Annotated in this window: 26 protein-coding genes and 1 tRNA gene; 12 read left to right on the top strand and 15 right to left on the bottom strand. The window is 58.0% G+C overall.

What is annotated here, in order from left to right; all coding sequences use genetic code 11:
* Positions 1-89: 89 nt before the first annotated feature.
* From PHV01_RS02200 to PHV01_RS02180, 5 genes are all read left to right on the top strand, one after another.
* Positions 90-1,259: an ATP-binding protein gene (locus tag PHV01_RS02200; protein ID WP_337289511.1), complete on the top strand. Its 1,170-nt coding sequence runs from the start codon at positions 90-92 to the stop codon at positions 1,257-1,259.
* A complete protein-coding gene (locus PHV01_RS02195; protein WP_337289510.1) occupies positions 1,252-2,619 on the top strand; it encodes a sigma-54 dependent transcriptional regulator in 1,368 nt (455 codons plus the stop codon). Before PHV01_RS02200 ends, PHV01_RS02195 begins: the two co-directional genes overlap by 8 nt.
* 250 nt (positions 2,620-2,869) lie before the next feature.
* Positions 2,870-3,619 carry an MtnX-like HAD-IB family phosphatase gene (locus tag PHV01_RS02190; RefSeq protein ID WP_337289509.1) on the top strand — a complete coding sequence of 250 codons (750 nt, stop codon included), beginning with the start codon at positions 2,870-2,872 and terminating at the stop codon, positions 3,617-3,619.
* Entirely contained in the window at positions 3,616-5,010 is a 1,395-nt protein-coding gene (locus PHV01_RS02185) for an aminotransferase class III-fold pyridoxal phosphate-dependent enzyme (RefSeq protein WP_337289508.1), read from the top strand. The genes PHV01_RS02190 and PHV01_RS02185 overlap by 4 nt, the downstream gene beginning before the upstream one ends.
* On the top strand, positions 5,007-5,960 hold the full coding sequence (locus PHV01_RS02180) for an alpha/beta fold hydrolase (protein WP_337289507.1): 954 nt from the start codon (positions 5,007-5,009) through the stop codon (positions 5,958-5,960). Before PHV01_RS02185 ends, PHV01_RS02180 begins: the two co-directional genes overlap by 4 nt.
* A 38-nt stretch (positions 5,961-5,998) precedes the next feature.
* On the opposite strand, the gene PHV01_RS02175 is transcribed toward PHV01_RS02180, so the two are convergent.
* The 12 genes from PHV01_RS02175 to PHV01_RS02120 all read right to left on the bottom strand — a co-directional run bounded on the left by PHV01_RS02175 (position 5,999) and on the right by PHV01_RS02120 (position 17,406).
* The gene (locus tag PHV01_RS02175; RefSeq protein ID WP_337289506.1) at positions 5,999-6,910 is read right to left on the bottom strand and encodes a triphosphoribosyl-dephospho-CoA synthase; all 912 of its coding nucleotides are present in this window, start codon (positions 6,908-6,910) and stop codon (positions 5,999-6,001) included.
* A 9-nt stretch (positions 6,911-6,919) separates the two neighbouring features.
* The gene (locus tag PHV01_RS02170) at positions 6,920-7,798 is read right to left on the bottom strand and encodes a RimK family alpha-L-glutamate ligase (protein WP_337289505.1); all 879 of its coding nucleotides are present in this window, start codon (positions 7,796-7,798) and stop codon (positions 6,920-6,922) included.
* A gap of 42 nt (positions 7,799-7,840) precedes the next feature.
* A complete protein-coding gene (gene mch / locus PHV01_RS02165) occupies positions 7,841-8,788 on the bottom strand; it encodes a methenyltetrahydromethanopterin cyclohydrolase (RefSeq protein ID WP_337289504.1) in 948 nt (315 codons plus the stop codon).
* A gap of 13 nt (positions 8,789-8,801) precedes the next feature.
* Positions 8,802-9,611, bottom strand: coding sequence for a formylmethanofuran dehydrogenase subunit C (locus tag PHV01_RS02160; RefSeq protein WP_337289503.1), 810 nt, complete (start codon positions 9,609-9,611; stop codon positions 8,802-8,804).
* A 33-nt stretch (positions 9,612-9,644) separates the two neighbouring features.
* Positions 9,645-10,559, bottom strand: a complete 915-nt coding sequence (gene fhcD, locus PHV01_RS02155) for a formylmethanofuran--tetrahydromethanopterin N-formyltransferase (protein ID WP_337289502.1) — start codon at positions 10,557-10,559, stop codon at positions 9,645-9,647.
* A 27-nt stretch (positions 10,560-10,586) separates the two neighbouring features.
* Entirely contained in the window at positions 10,587-12,233 is a 1,647-nt protein-coding gene (locus tag PHV01_RS02150) for a formylmethanofuran dehydrogenase subunit A (RefSeq protein ID WP_337289501.1), read from the bottom strand.
* 11 nt (positions 12,234-12,244) lie between these two features.
* Positions 12,245-13,600, bottom strand: coding sequence for a formylmethanofuran dehydrogenase subunit B (locus tag PHV01_RS02145; RefSeq protein WP_337289500.1), 1,356 nt, complete (start codon positions 13,598-13,600; stop codon positions 12,245-12,247).
* Positions 13,593-13,931, bottom strand: a complete 339-nt coding sequence (locus PHV01_RS02140; protein WP_337289499.1) for a molybdopterin dinucleotide binding domain-containing protein — start codon at positions 13,929-13,931, stop codon at positions 13,593-13,595. The genes PHV01_RS02145 and PHV01_RS02140 overlap by 8 nt, the downstream gene beginning before the upstream one ends.
* A gap of 13 nt (positions 13,932-13,944) precedes the next feature.
* A complete protein-coding gene (locus PHV01_RS02135) occupies positions 13,945-14,832 on the bottom strand; it encodes an NAD(P)-dependent methylenetetrahydromethanopterin dehydrogenase (RefSeq protein ID WP_337289498.1) in 888 nt (295 codons plus the stop codon).
* 130 nt (positions 14,833-14,962) lie between these two features.
* Positions 14,963-15,463, bottom strand: a complete 501-nt coding sequence (gene fae, locus PHV01_RS02130; RefSeq protein WP_337289497.1) for a formaldehyde-activating enzyme — start codon at positions 15,461-15,463, stop codon at positions 14,963-14,965.
* A gap of 397 nt (positions 15,464-15,860) precedes the next feature.
* Complete coding sequence (locus PHV01_RS02125) at positions 15,861-16,580, bottom strand: lytic transglycosylase domain-containing protein (RefSeq protein ID WP_337289496.1); 720 nt, start codon at positions 16,578-16,580, stop codon at positions 15,861-15,863.
* A gap of 88 nt (positions 16,581-16,668) precedes the next feature.
* Positions 16,669-17,406, bottom strand: coding sequence for a ZIP family metal transporter (locus PHV01_RS02120; protein ID WP_337289495.1), 738 nt, complete (start codon positions 17,404-17,406; stop codon positions 16,669-16,671).
* Between the two features lie 177 nt (positions 17,407-17,583).
* Here PHV01_RS02120 and mazG point away from each other — a divergent pair, with 177 nt between their 5' ends.
* From mazG to PHV01_RS02085, 7 genes are all read left to right on the top strand, one after another.
* A complete protein-coding gene (mazG, locus tag PHV01_RS02115; protein WP_337289494.1) occupies positions 17,584-18,384 on the top strand; it encodes a nucleoside triphosphate pyrophosphohydrolase in 801 nt (266 codons plus the stop codon).
* Between the two features lie 5 nt (positions 18,385-18,389).
* Entirely contained in the window at positions 18,390-19,748 is a 1,359-nt protein-coding gene (locus PHV01_RS02110) for a nodulation protein NfeD (RefSeq protein WP_337289493.1), read from the top strand.
* Positions 19,745-20,551, top strand: a complete 807-nt coding sequence (locus PHV01_RS02105) for a slipin family protein (protein ID WP_337289492.1) — start codon at positions 19,745-19,747, stop codon at positions 20,549-20,551. The genes PHV01_RS02110 and PHV01_RS02105 overlap by 4 nt, the downstream gene beginning before the upstream one ends.
* A 59-nt stretch (positions 20,552-20,610) precedes the next feature.
* Positions 20,611-20,892, top strand: a complete 282-nt coding sequence (locus PHV01_RS02100) for a DUF427 domain-containing protein (RefSeq protein ID WP_337289491.1) — start codon at positions 20,611-20,613, stop codon at positions 20,890-20,892.
* 13 nt (positions 20,893-20,905) lie between these two features.
* The gene (gene msrA, locus PHV01_RS02095; protein ID WP_337289590.1) at positions 20,906-21,376 is read left to right on the top strand and encodes a peptide-methionine (S)-S-oxide reductase MsrA; all 471 of its coding nucleotides are present in this window, start codon (positions 20,906-20,908) and stop codon (positions 21,374-21,376) included.
* 33 nt (positions 21,377-21,409) lie between these two features.
* The gene (pyrE, locus tag PHV01_RS02090) at positions 21,410-21,997 is read left to right on the top strand and encodes an orotate phosphoribosyltransferase (protein WP_337289490.1); all 588 of its coding nucleotides are present in this window, start codon (positions 21,410-21,412) and stop codon (positions 21,995-21,997) included.
* Positions 21,998-22,146: 149 nt separating this feature from the next.
* A tRNA-Ala gene (locus tag PHV01_RS02085) sits at positions 22,147-22,222 on the top strand.
* Positions 22,223-22,234: 12 nt separating this feature from the next.
* Here the strand turns inward: PHV01_RS02085 and PHV01_RS02080 are convergent.
* From PHV01_RS02080 to PHV01_RS02070, 3 genes are read right to left on the bottom strand one after another with little or no spacing between them, the layout of a single operon-like run.
* Complete coding sequence (locus tag PHV01_RS02080; RefSeq protein ID WP_337289489.1) at positions 22,235-22,801, bottom strand: metal-dependent hydrolase; 567 nt, start codon at positions 22,799-22,801, stop codon at positions 22,235-22,237.
* Positions 22,802-22,820: 19 nt separating this feature from the next.
* Positions 22,821-23,150, bottom strand: coding sequence for a type II toxin-antitoxin system RelE/ParE family toxin (locus PHV01_RS02075; protein ID WP_337289488.1), 330 nt, complete (start codon positions 23,148-23,150; stop codon positions 22,821-22,823).
* Positions 23,134-23,436, bottom strand: a complete 303-nt coding sequence (locus PHV01_RS02070; RefSeq protein ID WP_337289487.1) for a type II toxin-antitoxin system Phd/YefM family antitoxin — start codon at positions 23,434-23,436, stop codon at positions 23,134-23,136. The genes PHV01_RS02075 and PHV01_RS02070 overlap by 17 nt, the downstream gene beginning before the upstream one ends.
* Positions 23,437-23,624: the final 188 nt, after the last annotated feature.

Here is a 23,624-nt window from a genome sequence, read left to right as displayed (position 1 = left end):
ATGAGCCACAGTTCGTCCAGGCGTCATGAACCCACCCTTCAGGCGGCGCGGCGACCGCTCGACATACACTTCAAGGCATTGGGAGCCTGATGGATCGACAACGGAAGGTGACACACGCGACCGATCAGGGGTCCCGTTGGATTATTGGCCTGATCATGGTTGCCATCTATTTGACGGAATGGTGGACCCCAGGCAATATCTTCATTTCGTACGGCTATGTCTTACCTATCCTCCTGGCAGCCGCTTTCCATTCAAAACGGATCGCCATTGTCACCATCGGAATGAGCATCGTCTTAACCTACGTCGGGATGTTGGGTCCCATCGAGCAATTCACCTGGGAAGCGTTGATTAACCGGTCCATCACCTCAGTCGTCCTGGCCGCTGCCGGCTATTTTAGCCTGGCACGTGAGGCTCTGCAATCCAAGCTGCAGCAGGCGACAGAAGATCTGTCGCGACAGAACGATGATCTCACGGCAGCGTACCGCCGGCTCTTCGCAACCGAGCAACGGTTGAAGCGAGTTGAGCAAATGGCGGCGATGGGGAAGTTAGTGGCCTCGGTCGCGCATGAAGTCGGCACGCCGCTCCATTCAGTCTCTATGCATCTTCAGATACTGGAAGATGAACCCGGAACAACAGCAGAGATGAAGAGTCGTATCGGCATCATCCAATCGCAAGTCGACCGTGTGGTGCTGCTCATTCAGGATCTCCTGGCGTCCATGCGTAATCCCCAGCCGACCTTGGCCCCTGTACTGCTGGATGGGGTTATTCAAGAGGTAATGAAACTCACTCACCCGATGCTCGCAGCAAAGGGGATACGGGTAGAGACCGAGTTCCCGGCGGGCTTACCTTCGGTGTTGTGCGATAAGACCCAACTCGAACAGGTGCTGCTGAACCTCGTCGTCAACGCCATCGAAGCCATGTCGCCGGGGGGGAGGTTGATACTTCGGACCGCCCGGCGCGACTTCAAGATCGAGGTCGACAAGGCCTTCCTGCTACCGGATGGGAGAAGTCCAGATGGTCTCGCGGTAATCACGGTCCAGGATAACGGCCAAGGCATCGCCGAGGAACACCAACGGTTCATCTTCGAGCCGTTCTTCACAACCAAGGAGATCAGCCAGGGAAGCGGTCTGGGGCTGGCGATCTCCAGGGATATCATCACGGCTCATGGCGGGACCCTTACCGTGGAGAGCCAGCCCGGATTAGGAACGACCGCGGAGATTACCTTGCCGATCTACACGCGCGGGGAGAACTATGCCTAAGCCGTCTCGAATCCTCGTGGTGGATGACGATGCCACAGCCTGTGCAGTGTTGGCCGAGGTCTTAATCAAAGCCGGCTACACGGTGGAGACGGCCGGCGGGGGGGCTGAGGCGGTAGAAAAGGGCCAACGACTCCCCGTGGATCTGGTGTTGACCGACATTCAGATGGCGAACATGGACGGGATGGCCGTGCTCAAGAGATTTCGGGAGTTCAGTCCGGACACCCCAATCATCCTCCTCACCGCCTTCGGCACCATAGAGTCAGCTATCAAGGCGATCAAAAGCGGGGCCTATGATTATGTCAGCAAGCCGTTCAAGAAAGACGAGGTCCTGCTCACCATTCGCCGAGCCCTCGATCAGCGCCGGTTACTGAACGAGAACATGCGTTATCGCCAGGAGTTTCTCGACCGGTATCAATTTTCCAATATCATCGGAAGCAGCCAGGCGATGATCGATGTCTACAAGCTGGTAGCCAGGGTGGCAAGCGGACGCAGCACCGTTCTGCTGCAGGGCGAGAGCGGTACAGGCAAGGAACTGATTGCGCGAGCGATTCATTATAACGGCCCCAGGGTGGATGCGCCCTTCGTGGCGGTGAACTGCGCAGCCCTCACCGAGAGTCTGCTGGAAAGCGAGTTGTTTGGCCACGAAAAGGGCGCCTTTACCGGCGCATTGACCACGAAACGGGGGTTCTTTGAGGAGGCCGACGGCGGGACGATTCTCCTGGACGAGGTGGGGGACATGAGCCCGGCCTTGCAAGCAAAGCTGTTACGGGTCCTGCAGGAACAAGAAATCCGTCGGGTCGGTGGCAACCAGTCGATCCCTGTGGATGTTCGTGTGCTTACCTCCACCCATCGTGACCTGTGGTCCATGGTCAAGAAGGAGCAGTTCCGCGAGGACCTCTACTACCGTCTCAATGTGGTCACCATTACCTTGCCGCCACTTCGGGAACGCCGGGAAGACATCCCGATGCTGGCCTATCACTTCATGCATACGTGCGCGGCCGCCAATCAGAAACGTGTGATGGGGATTTCGCCGGAGGCGATGCTGGTGCTCCAGCAGGCGAATTGGCCAGGAAACGTCCGGGAACTCGCACATACCATCGAATCGGCAGTGGTTGTGACCAGCCACGAGATCATCCTGCCGGACGACCTCCCCGTCACTCTTCGCAAATCGGTCCCTGCTGCGCCTGCACCGGAATTCTCAGACCTCGTCACCCTGCAAGAGCTGGAAAAGCGGTACCTTATCAGGGTCCTTGATGAGACGCATGGCAACAAAACTGAAGCAGCCAAGCTTCTCGGAATCGATCGACGAACGCTCTATCGGATGGCCGAGCGCTTTGGACTCGACCTCGCTGAGGAGTAACGTCGCCAAATCGATCTACCAATTCGCCTCACTCGCAAGAACGCCACAATGTATCGAAACTACTTGTTTTATAGGACTAACCCGTCTCGACTGCCAGACCAACGGGGCGTACGTGTCGCTGGGCATTTATAATCGATCTACGTCGGGTTGGTGCTAACACCTTGGCAACACGCTGTTTTTTGAAGGAAGGCGGCAGGTCGGAGTGTAGAATTTATACTGGTATATTTCTTGCTGATTATGCTATCATCCTATGGTGAATCAGGTCGTTCTTTCAGCAATCTGTCATCCTCAACTCGAGAAGTCGGCAGCGAGTGTCCATACACTGCGTATACCGAGCGAGCTGCCGGCTTTTCAAGTCCTCTGCGATTTCGACGGGACCATCACCAAAACGGATGTGACGGACGCCATCCTCGAAACCTTTGCCCTGCCGGCATTCCGTGACTGGGAGCGTCGATGGGAGCGGGGTGAGATCACCAGCCGAGAGTGTCTGGCCCGCCAGGTAGAGTTGATTCGAGCAGATCGGGCAACGCTGATGCAGTTTGCGGCCGATATCCCCATCGACGAGGGCATCGTAACGCTCCAGCAACGGTGCGCACAACATGGTATCCCGCTGGTGATCGTCAGCGACGGTATCGATCAGTTTATCGAGGCGGTCCTGCATCGGCACGGTCTGTCCTCCATCCCAGTCGTCTCCAATCGGCTGGTCTGGGATGGGAACGGGCCCCCCTCGCTCGGTTTCCCGTATGCATCACTCGACTGCATGGTTGGGGCCGGGACGTGTAAGTGCGCCGTCGCCAACCTTTTTGGTCTCTCGCTCAGGGAGACAACCTATATCGGAGACGGACGATCCGACCGTTGCATCTCGACCATGGCACAAAAGGTCTACGCGAAGGCAGGGCTACGGGAGTGGTGCGACCTCCAGGGAGTCGCCTATGAACCGTTCGAGACACTTACCGACGTCACTGAACGTCTCTTTCGAAAGGTGGGCTGTTTCGCATGAATCGCGTGAATGATATTCGACTCAGCGAAGAGGTGCTCCGCGAAAAGGAAGCGCAGTACTGCTCGCATGGCGATACGGTGCACTACTCGCCCGTGCCGAAGTTCTTTCAAGGGTGTGAAGGCAGCTTCCTCTACGACCGCGACGACAAGCCATACCTCGACCTCCAGATGTGGTACTCGGCGGTCAACTTCGGCTATCGCAACAAGCAGATCGTGGGGGCGGTGACAGCGCAGCTCGAGCAATTGCCTCAATTAGCTTGCCAGTATCTTCATGAAGAAAAGGTCCTGGTTGCCGAAAGATTGGCGACCGAATGCCACCGAGCATTCGGAATGGGAGGGCGCATACAGTTCAATGTAGGGGGCTCCCAGGCCATCGAGGACTCGATGAAACTCGTGCGCAATGCGACCGGCAAGTCCCTTTTTATGGCCTTTATGGGCGGATACCACGGTCGGACTCTCGGAACCTCCGAGATCACCTCCAGCTATCGATACCGCCGCCGCTTCGGCCATTTCTCCAACCGAGCGCATTTCGTGCCGTTCCCGTACTGCTTCCGGTGTCCGTACGGTATGAAGCTGGAGAGCTGCAACTATTACTGCACCGATCAGGTTGAGCGGCTGTTCGAGACGGAGTTCAACTCATTCTGGGATGCGAAGGCTGAAGAGCCTGAGTTTATCGCATTCTATGTGGAGCCGGTGCAGGGCACCGGAGGCTATGTCGTACCGCCTCCGGATTATTTCCGGCGGCTTAAGACCATCCTGGATGAGCGGAAGATTCTCCTGGTGGATGACGAAATCCAGATGGGATTTTTCAGGACTGGGAAGTTTTGGGGAATCGAGCACTTCGGCGTCAAGCCGAACATCGTCGTCTTTGGGAAGGCATTGACCAATGGTCTGAATCCCATCTCCGGGCTATGGGCCGAGGAGCGCCTCATCTCTCCCCAGGCCTTCCCGCCGGGGTCGACGCATTCCACCTTCTCGTCCAATACACTGGGTACGGCGGCAGCCTTGGCGACACTGCAATGGATCGAGCAGCAGGATTATGAACGGACGGTGGCCGAGTCGGGAGCCTATTTTCTGCAGCAGCTCGAAGACCTTAAGAAACGACATGCCGTTATCGGAGACGTCGCCGGCTTAGGCTTGGCTCTTCGTATCGAGGTCACACAGGCCGATGGGTTTACCCCCAACAAGGCCCTCACAGACCGGATCTTCGAGTCGGGTCTGGCCGGAGGAATTCCAACATCTCGTGGCCCAATGGGGTTAGTGCTGGACGTCGGGGGATATTATAAGAACGTCTTCACCCTTGCACCGTGCCTGGATATCACCAAGGGCGAGATCGATCTGGCCATCGAACTGCTGGACTGGCTGTTCACTCACTGCGCGGGAGAGTTATGAAGCAACATTTGCTTACGCGGTCCGGACCTCTTGATGAGATGGTCGGCCGCCAACCGACCGATATTGCCTATCAAACCGACTCACAGTCTTTGGTGTATCTGATTCACGGCGTCACAGGGACTCCGGTTGAGATGAGCTATCTTGGACGGCGGTTGGCGCGTCATGGATGCGACGTCTACACCACGACCCTCCCGGGCCACTGTGCGCGGATCAGGGATCTGCTGAGAACGTCCGAGAAGGACTGGATCACGCACGTACAGGCGCAACTGGCCTTCGCGCGCGAACGGTACGACCGCCTCTATGTGGCCGGTCTCAGCGCGGGAGCGCTCCTAGCCTTGGAATCCTCACTGACCGTGAATGTTGATGGGCTTGGAATCCTGTCGCCCACCTTTATTTACGATGGATGGAATATACCTCGGATCAGAGCGGTCTTGCCCTTTGTCATGAAGGTGCCCCCCTTGCGCTATCTCCTCTTCCACGCGGACGGTCCACCCTTTGGAATCAAGGATGAACGGCTTCAGGCCCACATGCGATCGGCGTATTGTTCCGTCGGGCTCCTGCGCGGATGGATCAGGAATGCGTGGACTCGATGGACGAACCACGCTGCTGATTCGGTGATCGGTCCCACCCAGGCAGCCTCGACGGGGTATCCGATCTTTCCGTTGAAGACCTTGAACAATATCGACCGGCTCATCACGCGGGTCCGTGGTCGTTTGAGTGAAGTGACGGCGCCCACCGCGATCCTCCAGGCCCGTGAGGACGACATGACCGGTCCTCGTAATGGTGAGCTGGTGTACAATGGTATTGCCTCGATACAGAAGCTCCTGATCTTGCTCGATGACTGCTACCATGTGATCACGGTGGATAAGCAGAGAAAAGCTGTTGCCAACCACCTGATTGACTTCTTCGGGCTCCAGGCCCTTAGCCGGGGACGCCTCAGACCTGCCTAGCAGGTTCCTGCCCTGATCTTTGTCCCGGCGGCATTACACTAAGGAGCCTGCGCAGCTCCCGATCCCAGTACGAACTCGATCCCCTTTTCCAGCATCACAACAAAGAGAGCCGAGGCGGTCAGATCCGCGGTTGTTCCCGGATTGAGACGGTTGCCATCTCGCCGCAGGGCTCGGTCCCACTGCTGAAGCTTCCGTCGCCCCTCCTGCGTGAACGCTCCACCGACAGCCAGAATCTTTCCCGCTTCCCGTGAGATTCTGCCGGCCTCGCGTGTCCCGCATTTGCGCGCAATGAGGGAATCCGGCACGCGAGAGAGAAGTGTCAGATAGGTCTGAATGACTGCTGGCTCCTGATCGTCCGACTCCTGGAGATAGCGCTCAAGCGCCGGAGCACCAATGGTAAAGGTGATCTCGAAGTCGGTGACATACTCGCGCGCAATCGAATCGCGATCGGCCGCGGCGCGCATCACTTCAAGGAGCGGAACCCTGCCATGCGTCGCGCTGACATCGAACTGGTCCGCGTCCCCAAGCCCGCCTGGGGCCGCGAGGCGAATCGCCTCGTAGACCCTTTGGCCGTCGATCGGCGTCAGGGAAGTCAGTATGCTGCGAAGGCGTGACCGAAGCGGGCGGTGCCCTCTACGCACGGCCGCTTTTGTCAGTGGAGCGAACAGGAGCGCGATCCCAAGGTTGGTGTTCCGGCCGACCAGCCGTTTGGTTTCTCGAACCGCGTTGAGGACCAGCGAGCCGGTGGCGACCGTTGCGGCCTTCCGCAACGTCAGCCCCAGGATGATGGAACTGGCCAGAAAGTCGGTGTAGCGAGTATCGGCGAAGTCGGCAAACGGAGTGACGTTTCCAGGCTTGTCGGCGCTCACCTCCAGGAGACAGGCGAACTGAGCAACAAGGGATACCTTATCAGGGTTTAGGGGATAGGGGATAGGGGATAGGGGATTCACTGCGTACCCCTATGCCGGTCGGCGTTCCAGCAAACTCAGCAGATGGTCTGCGATCTCTTGTGCGAGATCGATCTCCGTTGTTCGCTGGAGGCCGGACCAGCCCGGGATACTGTTGACCTCGACCACTGTGTACCCCTTATCAGTCTTCAACAGATCGATCCCGGCATAATCGGTCTCAAGCAGCCGACTGGCCTCGAGACAGAGCCTCGTCGCTTCCTCATCCATGACGATCGGCTCCGGCTGCGCGCCCTGAGAGACGTTGTGCCGCCACCCATCCGACCGGCGACGCATGGCCGCAACCACTCGATCCCCTACCACCAGACCTCTGAGGTCGTAATCGCCATGTGGAACAAACTCCTGGACGTAGAAGATGCTCCGAGTCAGCACGAGGGCGCGAAGGACTCGATAGGCGACATCGGCGTCACTGATCCGCACCATCCCTCTCCCTCCAGCGCCGAAGAGCGGCTTCACCACCACGTCACCAAGTTCGCGGAACGCCTCCATCGCCTCGTCGAATCCCTCAGCCACCACCGTCCGTGGGGTCGGCAGGCCGCGTGACGCGAGCAGACTGGACGTATAATACTTATCGACGGTTCGTTCCAGCGGGCTCGGCCGATTCACGATTCTGACCCCAGCCGCTTCCAGCCGGTGCAGCGCATTCATCCTGAAGATAATCTGCTCCAGCGACCCTTCCGGAATCGTTCTGATCAGCAACGCATCGTACGAGTCGAGGGGTTGGCCAATGACCGTGACAAGCGGACCGCCGGGGACACGCGCCACCAGCCGTGTAATCGGGAGAAAGTCGGCCCGACAGCCGCGTCGCGTCAGCGCCTTGGCGAGGACCTCGACGTGCCACCCGTTTCTGTCGGCCAGGATTCCGATCTTCATGGACAGGGCTCAGAATCAACGAGATGGAGGGAAGTGGGAGACTTAAGAAATGAGAGAAGCCTGAAGCAGTTCGGCATTGAAGCGCCCGGCCCGATAGGTGCGGCCACTGGCGGCGTTGGTGATGGTAATCTTGGCCGGGCTGAAGAGGAACGGGTCGATTTTGTAGAAATCCCCATCATACCGCTTGAAGAGGTCACCGAACAACTGTCCGTAGTCTCGCGACGAACAGGAAGGGATTTTATCAATCATAGCCTCGATCTCGGCATCGGTAGCCGAGATCGTCAAGAAGACCTCGCAGCCGTACAGGACACAATCGTTGGTCCGTCCGATCGCGGTCAGATCGTCTGCTGCAGGCGTCGCAATAGGACAGACGCCGAAGCCGCTGAGCGCCTTGGTCACATCGAAGTCCAACTCCAGGAGCTTGTGCATGGCGGTCTCGACAGAGCGCGCGGCAATCTGCACCGCCCCGGCCACACTGCGAGTTGAAGCAACCGCCAGGGAGACTCGGTCCGACTTGACGCCACACTTCTCCGCGACGTAATCGGCCACCTCCTCGTTGGGCAGGCGGCCGCTCTCCAGAACGAGGACCGCCGAGTCGGCCGTATCCTGAATGCGAATCGTCTCGAACAGCTCCTCGGTCCTGGCCAACGCTCTGGCCGGACCGGAACCCATCGCAAAGAACTTCCCACGATGAATCTTCCAGCCGGCGTACTGCGAACCGAGGCAAGGCAATACCGGGCCATCGATCGCCACACTGACGCCGGTCAGCGAGAAGTCGCCGTAGTCAAGCGGGAGGAACGATACCTCCCCGAGTCCACCGAGGCAGATCTCCGCCAGACCTTTTCCCGCGAGCAGGCCCCCTGGCGCCTTCACCCCGAAATCGACAAGTCTGGAGCCATTCGTGAGCGTCGAGACTGAGATTCCAAGCGCCTCAACCTGCTCCGCCATCCGATCAAGTATCTCGCCGGCCCGGTGATTCAGACTAAGCAAGGCAGCGTCCTCCTTATGCGGCGATCAGGATTTCGCCCTTGCCGACATCGGCCAGGTCCCCGTGATAGCGCCGAACGAGGCCATTCGCCTGAGCGGGGCACTCCACCCCCAGTTGCTTCAGTTCCTTAAACAAAATTTGGAGAAAGACCGGCGCATAGGTGCAGTCGTACGCGAAGGTCGGCAGGAGATCGATGGGACGCATACAGACAATGGTTCCCTTCTGCATGCCGCCTCCTGTTCTGATGCCTGCCTGGCCGAAGAGGCAGATCGTTCCGGTCATCATCATGGCCCCCAAGAAATCCTCGGCGTTTCCCTTAATGACGATAAGACCTCTCCGCATATAGGCGCCCACTTCGTGCCCGACGTTTCCGTCGACCAGAATCGTCCCGCCCTGCATACCGTACTTGCTCCCCCGATAGGCAGCCCCAACCCGATGCCGTGCATTGCCCTTGACCCGGATCAGTCCGCCTTCCATTTCGACACCGAGAAAGTCGTCGGCATTTCCCTCGACGCGGATCTCGCCGCCTCGCATATACGATCCGGCGTGCATCCCGACATCGCCGTGAACGATCACCCGACCGCGCGTCATCCCTGAGCCTATCCACTTGACCCGCCCCGCGCAGCCCTCTACCACGATCTCATCCGACCGCTCCCCCTCCACCTCGAAGAAGTCGCCAAGCCGGTAGGTCTCGTTCCCCAATGCAACGGGCATAGCCGCAATCTCTGCCTGGCTATGCTGCACGAACAGATCTGGGGAAATCACCTCGGCTTCAAGCGGAATATTCTTTGGGGCCTCTTTCATACGAAGCACGACTGGTGACATGCTACCCTCTTTTCACAAGTGAGCCGTCAGCGATCAGCCCTCAGCCAATAGCTGATGGAGGTGAAAGTGATGTTTTCCCAACTTTCCACCGTAGTTTCCGGCGGAGATCTTCACGATACCCGGACCGCACGCGGCTCGAATGCCGACCCGCATGGCCTCTCCAACCGCCTCCGGCATCAGGCCATCGATGACGATCTCAAGGACCGCCCCAACCCCTTCCGGCAGTTCGCTCTTGACCGCTCGCCGTAGTGATGGACAGAAGGCTGTGTTGCTTGAGGCATTCAGGAACTTGTAGCGCGAACCGACTTTGCTGCCGGATCTCACAACGCCACCAGGAAACGGCATGATGACACCCGGCACCTTTCGCATCGCCTCGATCGCCCGCTCCGCAGCCTGCAGGGTCCCAGGCAGTTCGCGCCCCAGCAGTAAGAAGTTGCCTCCGGCTACTCCCTTTTTCACCCCGAAACGGTCTTCAACGATGAACTCGCCGTCCATCACAGGAATCCGCCAGAAGCGTCGCGGACTGCTCCCATTTCCGGTTATCCGTGGGTCAAACCGCTTACTGATCTGAAATCCGTCGCCAAAGAACTTGAGCTTGCCCCCTATCGACAGGCGATCTTCCGCCTCCAGGGCGTTGTAGCAGGCCGAGGAGGGAGCGGTCATCACGCACTGGCCGATCCGGTTGATGAGCTGCTCCTGAACCGCCTTTTTTGACATGGCAAACAGCAACACACTCACGCCAGGCCGGTCGTCCGGCGTGTCCGCCGGCTCGATCCCCTCAATGGCAACCTCGCAACCACAGCCGATCACCGAGGTCCCGAAGCCCGTCATGCTTCGTGCCGCCTCCTGGGCCCACGCCTTGCTGCACGCGGTAATCAGCACCCGGCCGGCATAGGCACCGAATGCCTCTGCGTACGTCTCATCGATGTAAACGCCGTTGATCTCCATCGCGTCTCCGTCAGATCAATAACAATGTCATCGAGGCGCTCCCACCGGGATCGCCTCTCGATTCGGGATGTCCTCGATATCGATTGGGAAATTCTGATACCGAATCGTGTAGTAGTTTTCGAATTCGGTCTTAAAGGTTGGGTCCATCTCGCCGACGTCAGGCGGGATGACAAACAGAGTCTTCCCAGCGGGACTGTGTACGATCTCACCATCTCGAAGGACCGTCTCGCCGTCCTTGATGACATAGACGGGATGCTCGAACATCTGTTCCTTATCGCTATCTTTGGAATAGATCGTAATGTCGGCATCCGCTCCAACCCCCAGGTGACCCTTATGCGTGAGCCCCAATGCTCTCGCTGGACCGGCCCTGGAGATGATGGCGATCTCATTCAAGGTATACTCACGGTCAAGGGACGACAGGATGGTCTCGGGCATCACACGCTTATGAACACGCTTCAGCATCTCATCCCGGAACGGTTTGTCCATGAGCAGCTTGATGATCCATGGATAGAGGTAGAAGGGACCGCCGTTGGGATGGTCGGTAGAGAGGAATACCCGCCACGGATCACGAATCAGGAGGAAGAGCTCCAGTCCGATAGCCCATTGCAGGGCGTTCACATAGTTATTTTCTCGATAGGTGTACGGGACGATACCGCACCCCGTCTCGATCTCGACGTCCTGGTTGTACCATTTATTCTTGCTGAGCTTGTACAGCCGGTACTGCCACGGGCCGTCCGCCGTGATGGTGGTGGCGTCGCCGAAGACAATCTGGCCGATGTCCGTCGTGATATTGGGATGAGTGTTGATGTACTCCGCAATCTCGGCCGCCTTTGAGCAGAAACCGCCCCAGTTCTCTCCGCCGTAACTGTGAAACTGAGCGTGCGCCACATGGAGCCTTGAGCCCTCGAGCGTCCGCATCGTGTCCAAGGTCGTCAGGTAGTTGTTGGGTGTGCCCAGGCTATTGGCGTGCAGGTGGATCGAGTGGGGCAACCCGAGGCTTTCGTTGGCCCAGGCGAGCGCCTTCAGGATCTGGCGCGGCGTGACATCGAAGTAGTGGACCTTATCGTCCAGGTTTTTCACATCCTTCCCGTACTTCCATGCCTCTACACCGCCGGGGTTGACCAGCTTCACGCCATATGCCTTCAACGACTTGAGAAGCCAGGCGACATATCGCTTGACCTTCTCCATCTCGCCGGCCTTGATGAACTTCAGGATAAACTCGTTACTCCCCAATTCGATATACAGCCCCTTATCCACGATCGGGATATCGATCAGCTCCTCATGGGTATGCCGAACGCCGATGGGCGCGTTTGCGCCTTCCATCACCGTAGTATAGCCCATCTGAGCATACAGGTAGCCGGTCGCAAAGGTGGAGGGGACCGTAGAGCCTACGCCTGACCTGATACCGGCAGCAGGCTTTGAGTGGAAATGCATCCGCTGGTGATCCTCAGGTCTGAACCCGCGAGCCGCGTTGACCGCAGGACTGCCGATGTGGGTATGAATATCGACACCACCAGGCATAATGACCAGATTGCTGGCGTCAATGACCTCAGCGGGCCCGGTACAGGACTCTACGATCTTTCCATCCTCAACACAGATCTCTTTAATAGTCCCATCGATCCCGTTGGCCGGGTCGTAGACCTCACCGCCGACAATTCGTAATGAGCGTCCCATGTCGATTATCCTCAGCCTCTACCGGCCGGGGCGGGAGCGCCATTGCCGCGACTCTTCATCGCCTTGATCTTCGCGATGATACGGTCGAGGATCTCCCGATCCGATGGGTAGGGTGACTCAACCACCTTTTTGAACATCAGGGGGATATGGTCCATCCTGTACGCCATTCCTCCGGAGGCAATGGCGCCCTGCGCTGACGGAATCACGATGTCAGCTACTCTGGTCGTATCGCTCTCCTTGGGATCGATGGCAATCAGCGGAATCGATTTCAGATGCTCCGCCATGCTCCCTGGAAAATTTCCGATAGCGTCGCCGGCAATCACCAATGCGGCATCGATCTCTTTACGGGCCAACATATCGACGACAGAAAATTCCCCTGGGTTGAATCGAGGATAGCCGCGACTCATGTTGACGTGGAAGGGAAAACCGGTTTGCCATGTCAGCACCTGAGCCATTCCCACCACATTGCCATGACCCCGCATCGCTGCGCACGAAAATTTTGTAAACTCGTTAAGATCTTGAGCGAGTTTAAGCAGCGCGACGAGATTCATATATTTACCCCTGGTCTGGGTTAGGCCCATACCCCAGTAGACGATCCCGAACTTACAGCTCTTCATCTTTTCTACCAAGGCTTTCAATTCATCAACTGCTATGCCTCCAACCTCAGTCTGGTCCAGTTCGTGGCCCTTCACAAGAGCCCTAAGGGCAGAGATAACCTCGTAGTCGGAGTTCGGTTTCATCTGGATGAAGGCGTCGGCAATTCGTGTGGTCGGCGTCGGCCTGACATCAACCTGAATGACCGTTCGGTCCTTCTTCCCCTTGGGGATGAACATCCCCTTCACGGTCACCGAGTACCGGGTGGCATGCCGTGGATGCGCCTCGGCCGGATTACATCCCCAGAAGATCACCAGATCGGCCCGGTTCTTCGTCTCTCCCGACGTGCAGGTCGGGATGCCGACGGTCATCACCGCCTGATAGCTCGGCGCGTGGCAGACCGATGAGGTGTGGTCGATATTCGCGCCGATCAGATCGGCCAGTTCGATCGACGCCCGCTGCGCGCCCAGCTCGGTCGAGTCGAGTCCATAGATGAGGGGGTATTTGGCCTTCGCGAGAATCTCTGCCGCCGCATCGATGCACTCATCAACGGTCGCCGGTTTTCCATGAATCCTCGGGGTCGACAACCCCTCCAGATGATGGAGAAAGGTGGCTTTACCCAGGACACAGGCGTTTTTGACCTCCGTGATCTTTCCGTCCTCGACCTTGACCTCCAGATCGTCACACGTCACGCCGCAGAAGGGGCAGACGACGCCCGTCATCACATACGGTTCTTTCGCAGCCGGTTCTTTCACGGCAACGCTCTCACTCATGGCGTCCAACCTCCACCGTGATCCCCTTTGAATCCGGCATCCCTGTAGCCTGGGTGTCCGGACCGATCAGGGCGTTACTCAATTCTCCATAAGGAATAAAGACGATTCCCTGCGGGATATCGGTTTTTTTCAATTTGACCACGATCGAACCGTAGTTCGATGTGACCCGCGCTTGAACCCCATCCTGTAATCCTATCGCTTCGATATCCTTGAGGTTCATCTGCAAGGTCGAGACCTCGTCTCGGTACTCCTGGGCGTCCTTACCGAGATGGGCTGAACTTCCCTGCTTGGTCGATCGGCCGGTGATCAATATAAACTGTGTCTCAGCCACCTGATCCTCACTCCTATCGAACGGAAAGACGCCTCTGGGCAATCTCCAACGCCTGATTCTCGTCAAGCACGACAAACTTTTCCGAGGTCCGGATCGTTTCGAGCATCTCGATCTCGACATCATATTTCAGAACCCCAACCGCCAGCGCCCCGATGCCCCTGATACCAGGCACAACCTCTTTGAGATCGTCATTCGGCGCCAAGTTATGGATGCCGGTCGGAGGAACAGCATTGACGTCGGCCACGAGCTTCCCCGACGGGAGCGCGTTCAGGACCGCCTCGGAAATCATCTGGATGCCCGCCTTGCCGGTCGTCAGGATCACATCAGCGCTACGCAGGTGCGAGATCTTGTCCTCGTCCGTCGCCATTGCGGCGCCCTTGACGGAGCCTCCCGTCTGCGCTGAGAGCCGCTGAGCCAGACGCTCTACACCGCTCAGTTGCCTGGAGCCGATAATGACTTCGGCTCCCAGCTTCACGCAGAGGGTCGCTGCCACAATACCCACCGGGCCTGTTCCGCCAGGGATAGCTACCTGTTTGCCGCGCAATCCGCCCAGCGCCTTCTCCGCCTTGGCGACCAGCGCGACGGCCGTGGTATAGGACCCCTTGGGATCGATCATCATCGACACCTGGAAAGGGGGAAACATACTCTTTGCGGCGGCTTGACGGACCCGCTCGGCCGAGTCTATGTCGTTACCCCCGATGAAGAGCGCACTGAACTTGGCGCCTTTCGGTCCTCGAGAAAAGATAATATCCTGCACCAGCAGGACTGCAGACTCCTCATTCACACCACCATATGGAATCACGGCGTGGAAACCTGCATCATACGCCATGTTGATGTCAAACGGACTCGGTTGGGTTTCCGTCGTCAAAAAATAGAGCAGATGCTTTCGCTCGGTCGCCATAGGTCCTCACTCAACAAAACAAATCAAAGGGGCCGACGGGCAAGGGGTCGATCAGACCCTCAACGCTCGCCCGGCAGCCCCCTTCGATATAGGTGATCCTACTCTGTAATCTTACCTCGTATCGATCCGACTAGGCGAATGGATGCTTGACCTTATCCTTCTGCGCCAAGATCTCGCTCATCGAGGGCTGCTCGGCCAATGCCCGCGCGATCGACTCCTTAGTCGCCTGATAGTTGTAGTCGAAGATCTTCTTATTGTCATTGGCCTCCCAGTGGATGAAGACGCCGACAACAACCGCGAGATCTTCAGCATCCTTCGCGGGGATCACGCCCTCTGCGACGCTATCGACTACGGCCTTCGCCACGGCCGCCTGGGCTGGGCCGAACATCTGAACCGCCTGCTTCGCTCCCTTGATTGTCACCTTGTTGAACATAACCGTCGCAGGCTTCGCCAGCAAATTCGGCGCTACGACCGCCAGAAGGGCGCTGTGGCCCGCACTCTGCTGAGCAAGACGCTGTGCGAAGACGGTGCCGACCGGACCGTTCTTGGGACCGATCATCAGATCAATGTGCGCTACCTCATTACCGTCACCCGCCAATGACTCACCAACCATGATGTCACGCATCGACATTCCTCCTTCTCCTTTCCACCATTTTCAGTTACGGTTGCCGCTCAAAACGACCTATCGTTGCTTAGCCACAAAGCCCATAATCTAATTTGCGCAAAGCATCGTGTCAAGCTTTTTCCCTCTGCTGTTTAACGTCTCAGCTCAAATATTGAAACAAGGGCGAGAACAACGGTCAAACGATACCAGAGTAGAAGTCTACAATGACACCAGTGGGTGACGACGGCGCGTCAGGCCCCTAGTGTAGTATATCCAACGCTTCTTTCCACATTCCGTTCGCCCTGAGCCTGTCGAAGAGTGAAGTATTTCAATGGGTTCCGTTCATGGGTTCGACAAGCCTGTCCTGAACCCAGTCGAAGGGCTCACCACGAACGGATTGTAAGGGCATGCGTGAAACACGGCACTACGGGGAATGGACGATCGGCGGGATATTGGAGTACAGGATAGTATCAGACGCCTCCGCCTTGTAGATGGACGGGGGCGGCGCAGGGGGCGGCGGCTGTGCGGCGGCAACCTGTGCGACCGCCTTGGTCATGCCGTTTGCAGAACGCTCCCGTTGCCCGCGCCGGTACAGGCTCATAACCTTGGCCACGTAATCACGAGTCTCCTGGTAGGGAGGTACTCCCTTGTACCGAAGGACCGCATTCTCGCCGGCATTGTAGGCCGCTAACGCCAGCGTCAGATCGCCCTGAAACTGATTGAGAAGCTGGCGGAGATACCGAACGCCGGCTCCGATATTTTCGTGAGGATCGTAGGCGTCACCTACTGAAAGACGCCAGATAGTGGCCGGCATGAGTTGCATCAACCCCTGCGCCCCCTTGGGTGAGACGGCCTTGCGATTAAAGTTCGACTCCACCTGAATCACGGCCCGAACCAGGGCAGGGTCAAGCTCGTACTCGGCGGCGAAGGCGTCGATCAGCTCCGGCATGTTCGCAGCCGTAAGCTTGACAGTGGAAGACAATACCCCAGGTTGGAGCAGCCTGTACTGCGGTGTCGTGGGCGCATTGGTAAAGTGGGCGATCCCGTTCTCGCCGATCTGATAATAGACCTCCCCCCGCACCGGCCCTGCCGTCAGCAGGAAAAGGCTTATAAGCACAATCGCAATCAGCCCTTTCTTCCCCACACCGCCTCCTGGTCCGTGGTCGGTCGCCACGTCCCTTTTCTATAGCAAACCCGACCGCCGGATGCAAGCACAATCGGCCCGCCCGGCCTCAGAAGCCGAAACTCGAGAGCAGCCGCTCGGTCAGGTAGAACAGCAGAACGCCGACAAACACCATGAGCGCCATGAGGATCCCCTTCTCCCGGTTCACCTCAGGCATCAGGTCAGACGCCGCCACATAGATCATGACACCTGCTGATATGGCCAACCGATATCCCAGCAACCCCTTGAGGTAAGACGCAAAGACGACGCCAACCATAGTCGAGAGACCCAGCGCAATCGACGAGGCCATCGCCATCCCGCGAGACCTGCCCGCAGCCAGCATGATCGAACCGACCGTGAACCCCTCGGGAATCTTATGAAGAGCAACGGCGACAAAGATTAAGAATCCTAATCCCACGCTGACATGGAATCCCGACGCGATCGATACCCCATCGAAGAAGGTGTGTATCAACAGGCCCGCGAGGGCGAAGAGGCTTATCGAGGGCGCCAAGACGGCCTCCACGTGGGTCTCCTCACCGAAGTGAAAATGCGAGGCCAGGATGTGTTCAGCAAAATGGATCAGGAGATACCCGGCCAGAATGAGCAGGGGGGCGTGGTCTGTGAGACGCATGCTCTCCGGAATCATGCCGAGGAAGGCGGCCCCCAGCATGAAGCCGGCCCCAAGGGCAATGAAGTACTTGAGCAGCGCCTCATCCCATCGCCGTTTGATCGTAACCAGGAGCCCGCCCACCACATTTGCGGCAGCAGCGGCACTACCAAAGGCCAGGCCGATATAGAAAGGGTCCATTGTCGTCGCCTCGTGGGGTAGTCGGTGAAATCGTAAGGTAGCTGTTCGTCTCCCCCCTTGTCAAAGCATTTGTCGTGATACCCGACTACCCGGGGGAGATTCACTTTGCCCGGAACGCCGGCGGAGACTATACTTATTGTAGAAAAAACAGCGATCTTACAACTTCGAGGAGGCCGAATGGCGGAAGCAAGCGGAGAGCAGCTTGAGGCGTTAGTGCAAATCATGGAGCGGCTCCGGGCGGATAACGGATGCCCATGGGATCGGGAGCAGACGCGGGAGACCCTGAAGCCGTTCCTGATCGAGGAGGCTTACGAAGTAGTAGAGGCAATCGACGAGGGGGACCCTAAGCAGATCATGGAGGAGCTTGGCGACCTGCTCTTGCAGGTGGTGTTTCACGCCCAGCTCGCGGCCGAGCGGCGTGAGTTTACCATAGGGCAGGTCCTGGCGGCGACAGCCGACAAGATGGTGCGCCGCCACCCCCATGTCTTTGGCGACGCCACGGCGTCTACGGCTCGTGAGGTCCTGGAGCAATGGGAGGAACTGAAGCGCAAGGAACGCAATACTGCGGCCGCCATCCCCGTATCGGCCCTGGACGGCGTCCCCAGAGAGCTGCCCGGCCTCCTCCGTGCCCAGCGGCTGCAGGACAAGGCCGCAAGGGTCGGATTTGATTGGCCTGAGATCTCGGGGGTGATGGCAAAGGTCGAAGAGGAGCTTGGCGAACTCAAGGAGGCCATCGGATCTGCGGCGCCGGAGGAAGTTGAAGCGGAATTGGGAGACGTCCTGTTCAGCCTGGTCAACCTTGCCAGGTTCTTAAACCTGAGCGCAGAGGAGGCGCTTCGCAAAAGCACTACACGATTCACCACTAGGTTCCGATATATCGAGGAAGCACTCCGGCAGGATGGTCGCTGTCTCAGTGAGGTCGGCCTGGAGGAGATGGAGCGGCTGTGGCAGCAAGCTAAGAGCCGTGGTCGCTCCTGACGCGAATGATTAAACGGCTCGTTGTCTGGTTTGGACTGATAGGTATCGCGCTGACGTGGCCTGTCGTCACCTATTCCAGGTCGGAGCCTGCTGTCCGGCCCGTGCTGGCGATCAAACTGGAAGGGGTCATCGCGCCCAGTACGGCCGACTACATTATTCGCGCGATCAAGCAGGCCGACCGCGAGGTGGCCCAGGCGTTGGTCATTGAGCTGGACACCCCGGGCGGCCTTGATCTTTCGATGCGCTCCATCATCAAGGAGATGTTGGCGGCGGAGCGCCCGATCGTGGTCTATGTCTCGCCCAGCGGCGCACGCGCCGCATCCGCCGGCGTCTTCATCACCCTGGCCGCCCACGTGGCCGCCATGGCGCCGGGAACCAATATCGGCGCCGCCCACCCGGTCAATATGGGGGGCGAGATGGACAAAGAGATGAGCAAGAAGGTCACCAACGATGCCGCCGCCTATATCCGGACCATCGCCGAGCAGCGCGGCCGGAACGTCCAGTGGGCCGAGGATGCCGTGCGCAAGAGTGTCTCGGCGACAGAGAAAGAGGCGCTCAAGCTGAAGATCATCGACCTCGTGGCGGACAAGCTGGATGACCTGCTTGTGGCGGTGGATGGCCGGGAGGTCACGACGGCCCGCGGCAAGGTTACGCTCCACACCAAAGGGATCGAGGTCACGCGGCTCGAGATGGGTCTCCGGGACAAGGTCCTGAAGGTGATCTCCGATCCGAACATTGCCTACATGTTGTTAATGTTGGGCCTGGCCGGGCTCTACTTCGAACTCTCGACCCCCGGCGCCATCCTGCCGGGAGTGCTCGGAGGTATCTGCCTGATTCTGGCCTTTTACGCCTTTCAGACCCTGCCCATCAGCTACGCCGGGCTGCTCCTCATCCTGTTGGCGATCATCCTGTTCATCGCTGAGGTGAAGGTGGTCTCCCATGGGATACTTGCCGTGGGCGGTATTGCGGCCATGATCCTCGGCTCCATGATGCTGATTAAAAGTCCCGAGCCGTTCATGCGGATCTCGCTCAGCGCTATCCTGTTGACCACCGCGGCCACGGCAGCATTCTTCGGTTTTGTCGTCACCATGGCGCTGCGGGCCCAACGCCAAAAGACTACTACCGGCGCAGAGGGCCTCATCGGGCAGATCGGCACGGTCAGGACGTCGCTCAAACCGGAGGGAAGCGTCCTGGTGGGAGGCGAGCTCTGGTCGGCTCACTGCGAGGATGGGGCTGAGCCCGGCGACAAGGTCAGAGTCCTGGCGGTACAGGGGCTCATGCTATTCGTCAGCAAAGAGAACGAGGTGGTAGCCGTTGAAGCCGATGCGATATCAACGCAACAGCGACAGGGAGGGCAGGCATGAATCCCGTGGAGATTCTCTCGACTGCTTTCGGCTTGATCCCGATACTCTCTCTCCTCATCCTGGCACTTTTCGTCCTTGCCAGCTCGGTCCGTATACTCCCTGAATACGAACGGGCCGTGATCTTCCGTCTGGGCCGCCTCGCGAAGGCGATCGTGAATGTGGGCGGCACCGGCAATGGGCCAGGTCTGATTCTTCTGATCCCCATGATCGATCGGATGACGAAGGTCAGCCTGCGGACGGTGGCCATGGACGTCCCCTCCCAGGACGTCATTACCAAGGACAACGTGTCGGTCAAGGTGAACGCGGTGATCTACTTCCGGGTGATCGACCCGCAGCGAGCCATCGTCCAGGTCGAGAATTACCTCTTCGCCACCTCGCAGATCGCGCAGACGACCCTGCGGAGCGTCCTGGGACAGTCCGAGCTGGACGAACTGCTGGCCGAGAGAGAGCGGCTCAATCAGCGGCTTCAACAGATTATTGACCAGCACACCGATCCATGGGGGATCAAGGTGACCGTGGTAGAGATCAAGCTCGTGGACCTCCCGCACGAGATGCAGCGAGCCATGGCCAAGCAGGCGGAGGCCGAGCGGGAGAAGCGGGCGAAGATCATCCACGCCGAGGGTGAGCTGATCGCCTCCGAAAAGCTGGCGCAGGCGGGCAGGATCATGGCGACCGAGCCTGTCACCATCCAGCTTCGCTACTTGCAGACGCTCACCGAGATCGCCACAGAGAAAAACTCCACCATCGTCTTTCCGCTCCCTATCGACATCCTGAAGATTTTCTTGTCCGACCTGAAAAAGTAGCCCACGATGCGAGCACCTGTCCCGATCGATGTCGAAGGGACGGCCAGGGAGTCAGGAGCATGAAGGCCATCTGGAACGGAGCGATCATTGCCGAGAGCGACAACACCGTGATCGTCGAGGGCAACTACTACTTTCCCCTGTCCTCGATCAGACCCGACTATCTCCGCGAGAGTACCACCCATACAACCTGTCACTGGAAAGGCGAAGCCAGCTACTACGACCTCATTGTCGGCGATGCGGTCAATCCCGATGCGGCCTGGTACTACCCTTCGCCAAAGGCAGCCGCGAAGCAGATTGCCGGCCGCGTCGCCTTCTGGAAAGGCGTCCAAGTCATTGAGTAATCCTCACGAACCGATGAAAAAGGCTACGTTTGGGGCGGGCTGCTTCTGGGGTGTCGAAGCCGAATTCTGTCGAGTGTCGGGTGTCGTCTCGACGGCCGTCGGCTACATGGGCGGCGCCTTCGAGAACCCGACCTACCATGATGTCTGCTCCGGTACGACCGGCCATGCGGAGGTTGTCGAGATAGAGTATGACCCTTCGCAGGTTTCCTACAACGAACTCCTCGTTCTCTTCTGGTCGATCCATGATCCAACCACCCTGAATCGTCAGGGGCCGGACCACGGCGCGCAGTACCGGTCCGTGATCTTCTTTCACGATGCCGACCAGCAGGCTGTCGCGCTCGCGTCCAAACGGACACTGGAACTCAGCGGAAAGCACCACCAGCCGATCGTGACCGAGATCACACCAGCCTCGACCTTTTACCGGGCGGAGGAATACCATCAGCAATACCTGGAAAAGCAGGCTCACCCTCGCTGTACGATCTAGACAACTTCATCCTCCTCGTGTATTCTCACCCCCGTGGATACCTCAAGAGACCAACTCCTGAGATTGCTGGTTCAGCACTCCTTCCAATACAGCGCCGAGCCTGTCTTCACCCTGGCCTCCGGCCGGAAGAGCCGTTACTACATCAACTGCAAGCAGACGACGTTCATGTCAGAGGCGATGCCGCTCCTCGGCCGGCTCTTCTTCGAGCGGATCAAAGCTATGAAACAAAGCGATGGGGAGCAGATCGCCGCCGTCGGAGGACTCACCCTCGGCGCCGATCCGATTGCCTACGCCATCGCCTATCACAGCGCGCTTCAAGGAACGCCGATCCAGGCCTTCAGTGTCCGAAAGGAGCCGAAAGGACATGGAGCTCAAAAATGGGTCGAGGGGTTCGAGCGGCTAGGCACGAGGGTTGTGATCATTGAAGATGTCGTCACGACAGGCGCCTCGACCCTCAAGGCGATCGACGGCGCGTTGCATGCCGGCTTTCAGATCGTCAAGGTGCTGGCACTTGTAGACCGGCAGGAGGGCGGCCGCGAGGAGTTGCAGAAAAACGGGTATGAGTTAGAGGCGATTTACACGACCGAGGATCTGATGCGGGTAGCAGGCCAGGCGAGGTAACCAACTGACTTCACGTCCTGCCCAAAAAGGTCACTGGACAAACCGGTCGCTTTCCGCTAATTTATTGACGCCTTCAGTCCTAGCGATCAGTCGTTCACCAAGGAAGCCCCACACACGCTGAAAGCTGATCGCTGAACGCTGCTCTTAATGGGGGGTTAGCTCAGTTGGGAGAGCGCGGCGTTCGCAACGCCGAGGCCAGGGGTTCGAATCCCCTACCCTCCACCAACTTCCAGTGGTTCATGATATCCCCTGATTCTCCCTTGTTTGGCACCGTCGCGCTGCCTGTCCCGATCCAGTCGGCTCGTTCGAATCCCCTACCCTCCGCCGGCGATACAAGAACCAGACATAGAGCAGTACAAGCAAAACCACGTTGGGGATGAAGATCTCAGACCGGCCCCAATGCCAGCCGTTGACCTTGAAATCCGAAATCGGCCAGAGAAACGGTGTGGGAAAAAATCGGGTGGAATGCGTGAAGATATCCAGGAGAATATGGAACCCCCAGGCAAAAGACTCCCAGATCGGCATCCGGAATACCACCCACAAGAGCGCGAACGCTAAAAGGAAGACGACCAGACTGTGCGTGACACTGTACGCGCGATGGACATAAGCCGGGAAGAGGGACGGATCAGGGGGTTCGTGACCAAAATGCGGCCGCTGAGCAAGCCCGAGAAGAACACCGACGTGAAAGGGGCCGAACGGCACCAGATCCGGGAGAATACCAAACCCAAACGCCAGACCGAAACTCCGTCGGTTTGCCCGTCCGAAGGCGATCCCACCCCACAGCCCGTGTGACACGATATCCATAAGGGAAGAATCAGGCGGCCTATCGCCGCTTCAAGGTACCTGCGAGGAAGGCTTGCTTGAGGCTCTCAAGATGGCGGTACACTTCTTCGTCGTTCCGCTTGCCGATTTTCATCACCGTGATCAGGCGCTGATCATCGTCTACGAGATAAATGACTCGGTATTCACCTTGATCCACCCGAAAGGCACCTGGATAGCCTTTGAGTTCCTTGGCATCTTGAGGCCGTGGATTTTTTCTCAGGCTAAAAACCTTTGTGATAACTTGCTTGAACTGCTTTGGCGGGTACCGTATAACGTGCTTTTCGGCCTCTTCATGGAGATTCATATCGTAGTAATTACTTGTCCGGCCCATCACCCGCACCCTTCAAATCTATGAGCTGGATCTTATGCTTCTTCTCATAATCAACAATCACCTGCTCAATGGGGCGGGAGCGCTTGGTCTTCTTGAGCGCTTTTTCAATTTCATAGGATGCAAGGCGATCCTCCACCTCCTCAAGGAACGCAAGGTCCCCCACACTAATGAGGACAGCGGCCGGCCGGCCGCTGCGCTCAATGATGATTCGTTCCTGGTTATATTCGGTGCTTGACAATAAATCGGACAACTTACTCTTCGCTTCTGTCGCGCTTACCGTCCTCATGGCTACAACACTCCTCCCCTTTTACTGTTAAGCTAACGCTACATAAGTAGGTCTGCCATTCTGCTAAAGTTAAATATATCAATTTGACCGATTCGTACATTTTGCACCATATATACTAATTACCCAAGACCCAGTGTCAAGTATTTTTATGGCGTGCGCAGGTAGGCGGAAACCATGAACCTGTCGAA

Source organism: Candidatus Methylomirabilis sp., assembly GCF_028716865.1.
Classification (GTDB): Bacteria; Methylomirabilota; Methylomirabilia; order Methylomirabilales; family Methylomirabilaceae; genus Methylomirabilis.
Note: the sequence above shows the minus strand (reverse complement) of the source record. Positions and strands in the feature narration are given on the sequence as shown.

What these genes read in the sequence shown, in the direction of transcription:
- PHV01_RS02200 (WP_337289511.1), top strand. Translation starts at nt 90, where the DNA reads ATGGATCGACAACGGAAGGTGACACACGCGACCGATCAGGGGTCCCGT.
- PHV01_RS02195 (WP_337289510.1), top strand. Translation starts at nt 1,252, where the DNA reads ATGCCTAAGCCGTCTCGAATCCTCGTGGTGGATGACGATGCCACAGCC.
- PHV01_RS02190 (WP_337289509.1), top strand. Translation starts at nt 2,870, where the DNA reads ATGGTGAATCAGGTCGTTCTTTCAGCAATCTGTCATCCTCAACTCGAG.
- PHV01_RS02185 (WP_337289508.1), top strand. Translation starts at nt 3,616, where the DNA reads ATGAATCGCGTGAATGATATTCGACTCAGCGAAGAGGTGCTCCGCGAA.
- PHV01_RS02180 (WP_337289507.1), top strand. Translation starts at nt 5,007, where the DNA reads ATGAAGCAACATTTGCTTACGCGGTCCGGACCTCTTGATGAGATGGTC.
- PHV01_RS02170 (WP_337289505.1), bottom strand. Translation starts at nt 7,798, where the DNA reads ATGAAGATCGGAATCCTGGCCGACAGAAACGGGTGGCACGTCGAGGTC.
- PHV01_RS02160 (WP_337289503.1), bottom strand. Translation starts at nt 9,611, where the DNA reads ATGTCACCAGTCGTGCTTCGTATGAAAGAGGCCCCAAAGAATATTCCG.
- fhcD (WP_337289502.1), bottom strand. Translation starts at nt 10,559, where the DNA reads ATGGAGATCAACGGCGTTTACATCGATGAGACGTACGCAGAGGCATTC.
- PHV01_RS02150 (WP_337289501.1), bottom strand. Translation starts at nt 12,233, where the DNA reads ATGGGACGCTCATTACGAATTGTCGGCGGTGAGGTCTACGACCCGGCC.
- PHV01_RS02145 (WP_337289500.1), bottom strand. Translation starts at nt 13,600, where the DNA reads ATGAGTGAGAGCGTTGCCGTGAAAGAACCGGCTGCGAAAGAACCGTAT.
- PHV01_RS02135 (WP_337289498.1), bottom strand. Translation starts at nt 14,832, where the DNA reads ATGGCGACCGAGCGAAAGCATCTGCTCTATTTTTTGACGACGGAAACC.
- fae (WP_337289497.1), bottom strand. Translation starts at nt 15,463, where the DNA reads ATGTCGATGCGTGACATCATGGTTGGTGAGTCATTGGCGGGTGACGGT.
- PHV01_RS02120 (WP_337289495.1), bottom strand. Translation starts at nt 17,406, where the DNA reads ATGGACCCTTTCTATATCGGCCTGGCCTTTGGTAGTGCCGCTGCTGCC.
- mazG (WP_337289494.1), top strand. Translation starts at nt 17,584, where the DNA reads ATGGCGGAAGCAAGCGGAGAGCAGCTTGAGGCGTTAGTGCAAATCATG.
- PHV01_RS02110 (WP_337289493.1), top strand. Translation starts at nt 18,390, where the DNA reads ATGATTAAACGGCTCGTTGTCTGGTTTGGACTGATAGGTATCGCGCTG.
- PHV01_RS02105 (WP_337289492.1), top strand. Translation starts at nt 19,745, where the DNA reads ATGAATCCCGTGGAGATTCTCTCGACTGCTTTCGGCTTGATCCCGATA.
- PHV01_RS02100 (WP_337289491.1), top strand. Translation starts at nt 20,611, where the DNA reads ATGAAGGCCATCTGGAACGGAGCGATCATTGCCGAGAGCGACAACACC.
- msrA (WP_337289590.1), top strand. Translation starts at nt 20,906, where the DNA reads ATGAAAAAGGCTACGTTTGGGGCGGGCTGCTTCTGGGGTGTCGAAGCC.
- PHV01_RS02080 (WP_337289489.1), bottom strand. Translation starts at nt 22,801, where the DNA reads ATGGATATCGTGTCACACGGGCTGTGGGGTGGGATCGCCTTCGGACGG.
- PHV01_RS02075 (WP_337289488.1), bottom strand. Translation starts at nt 23,150, where the DNA reads ATGGGCCGGACAAGTAATTACTACGATATGAATCTCCATGAAGAGGCC.
- PHV01_RS02070 (WP_337289487.1), bottom strand. Translation starts at nt 23,436, where the DNA reads ATGAGGACGGTAAGCGCGACAGAAGCGAAGAGTAAGTTGTCCGATTTA.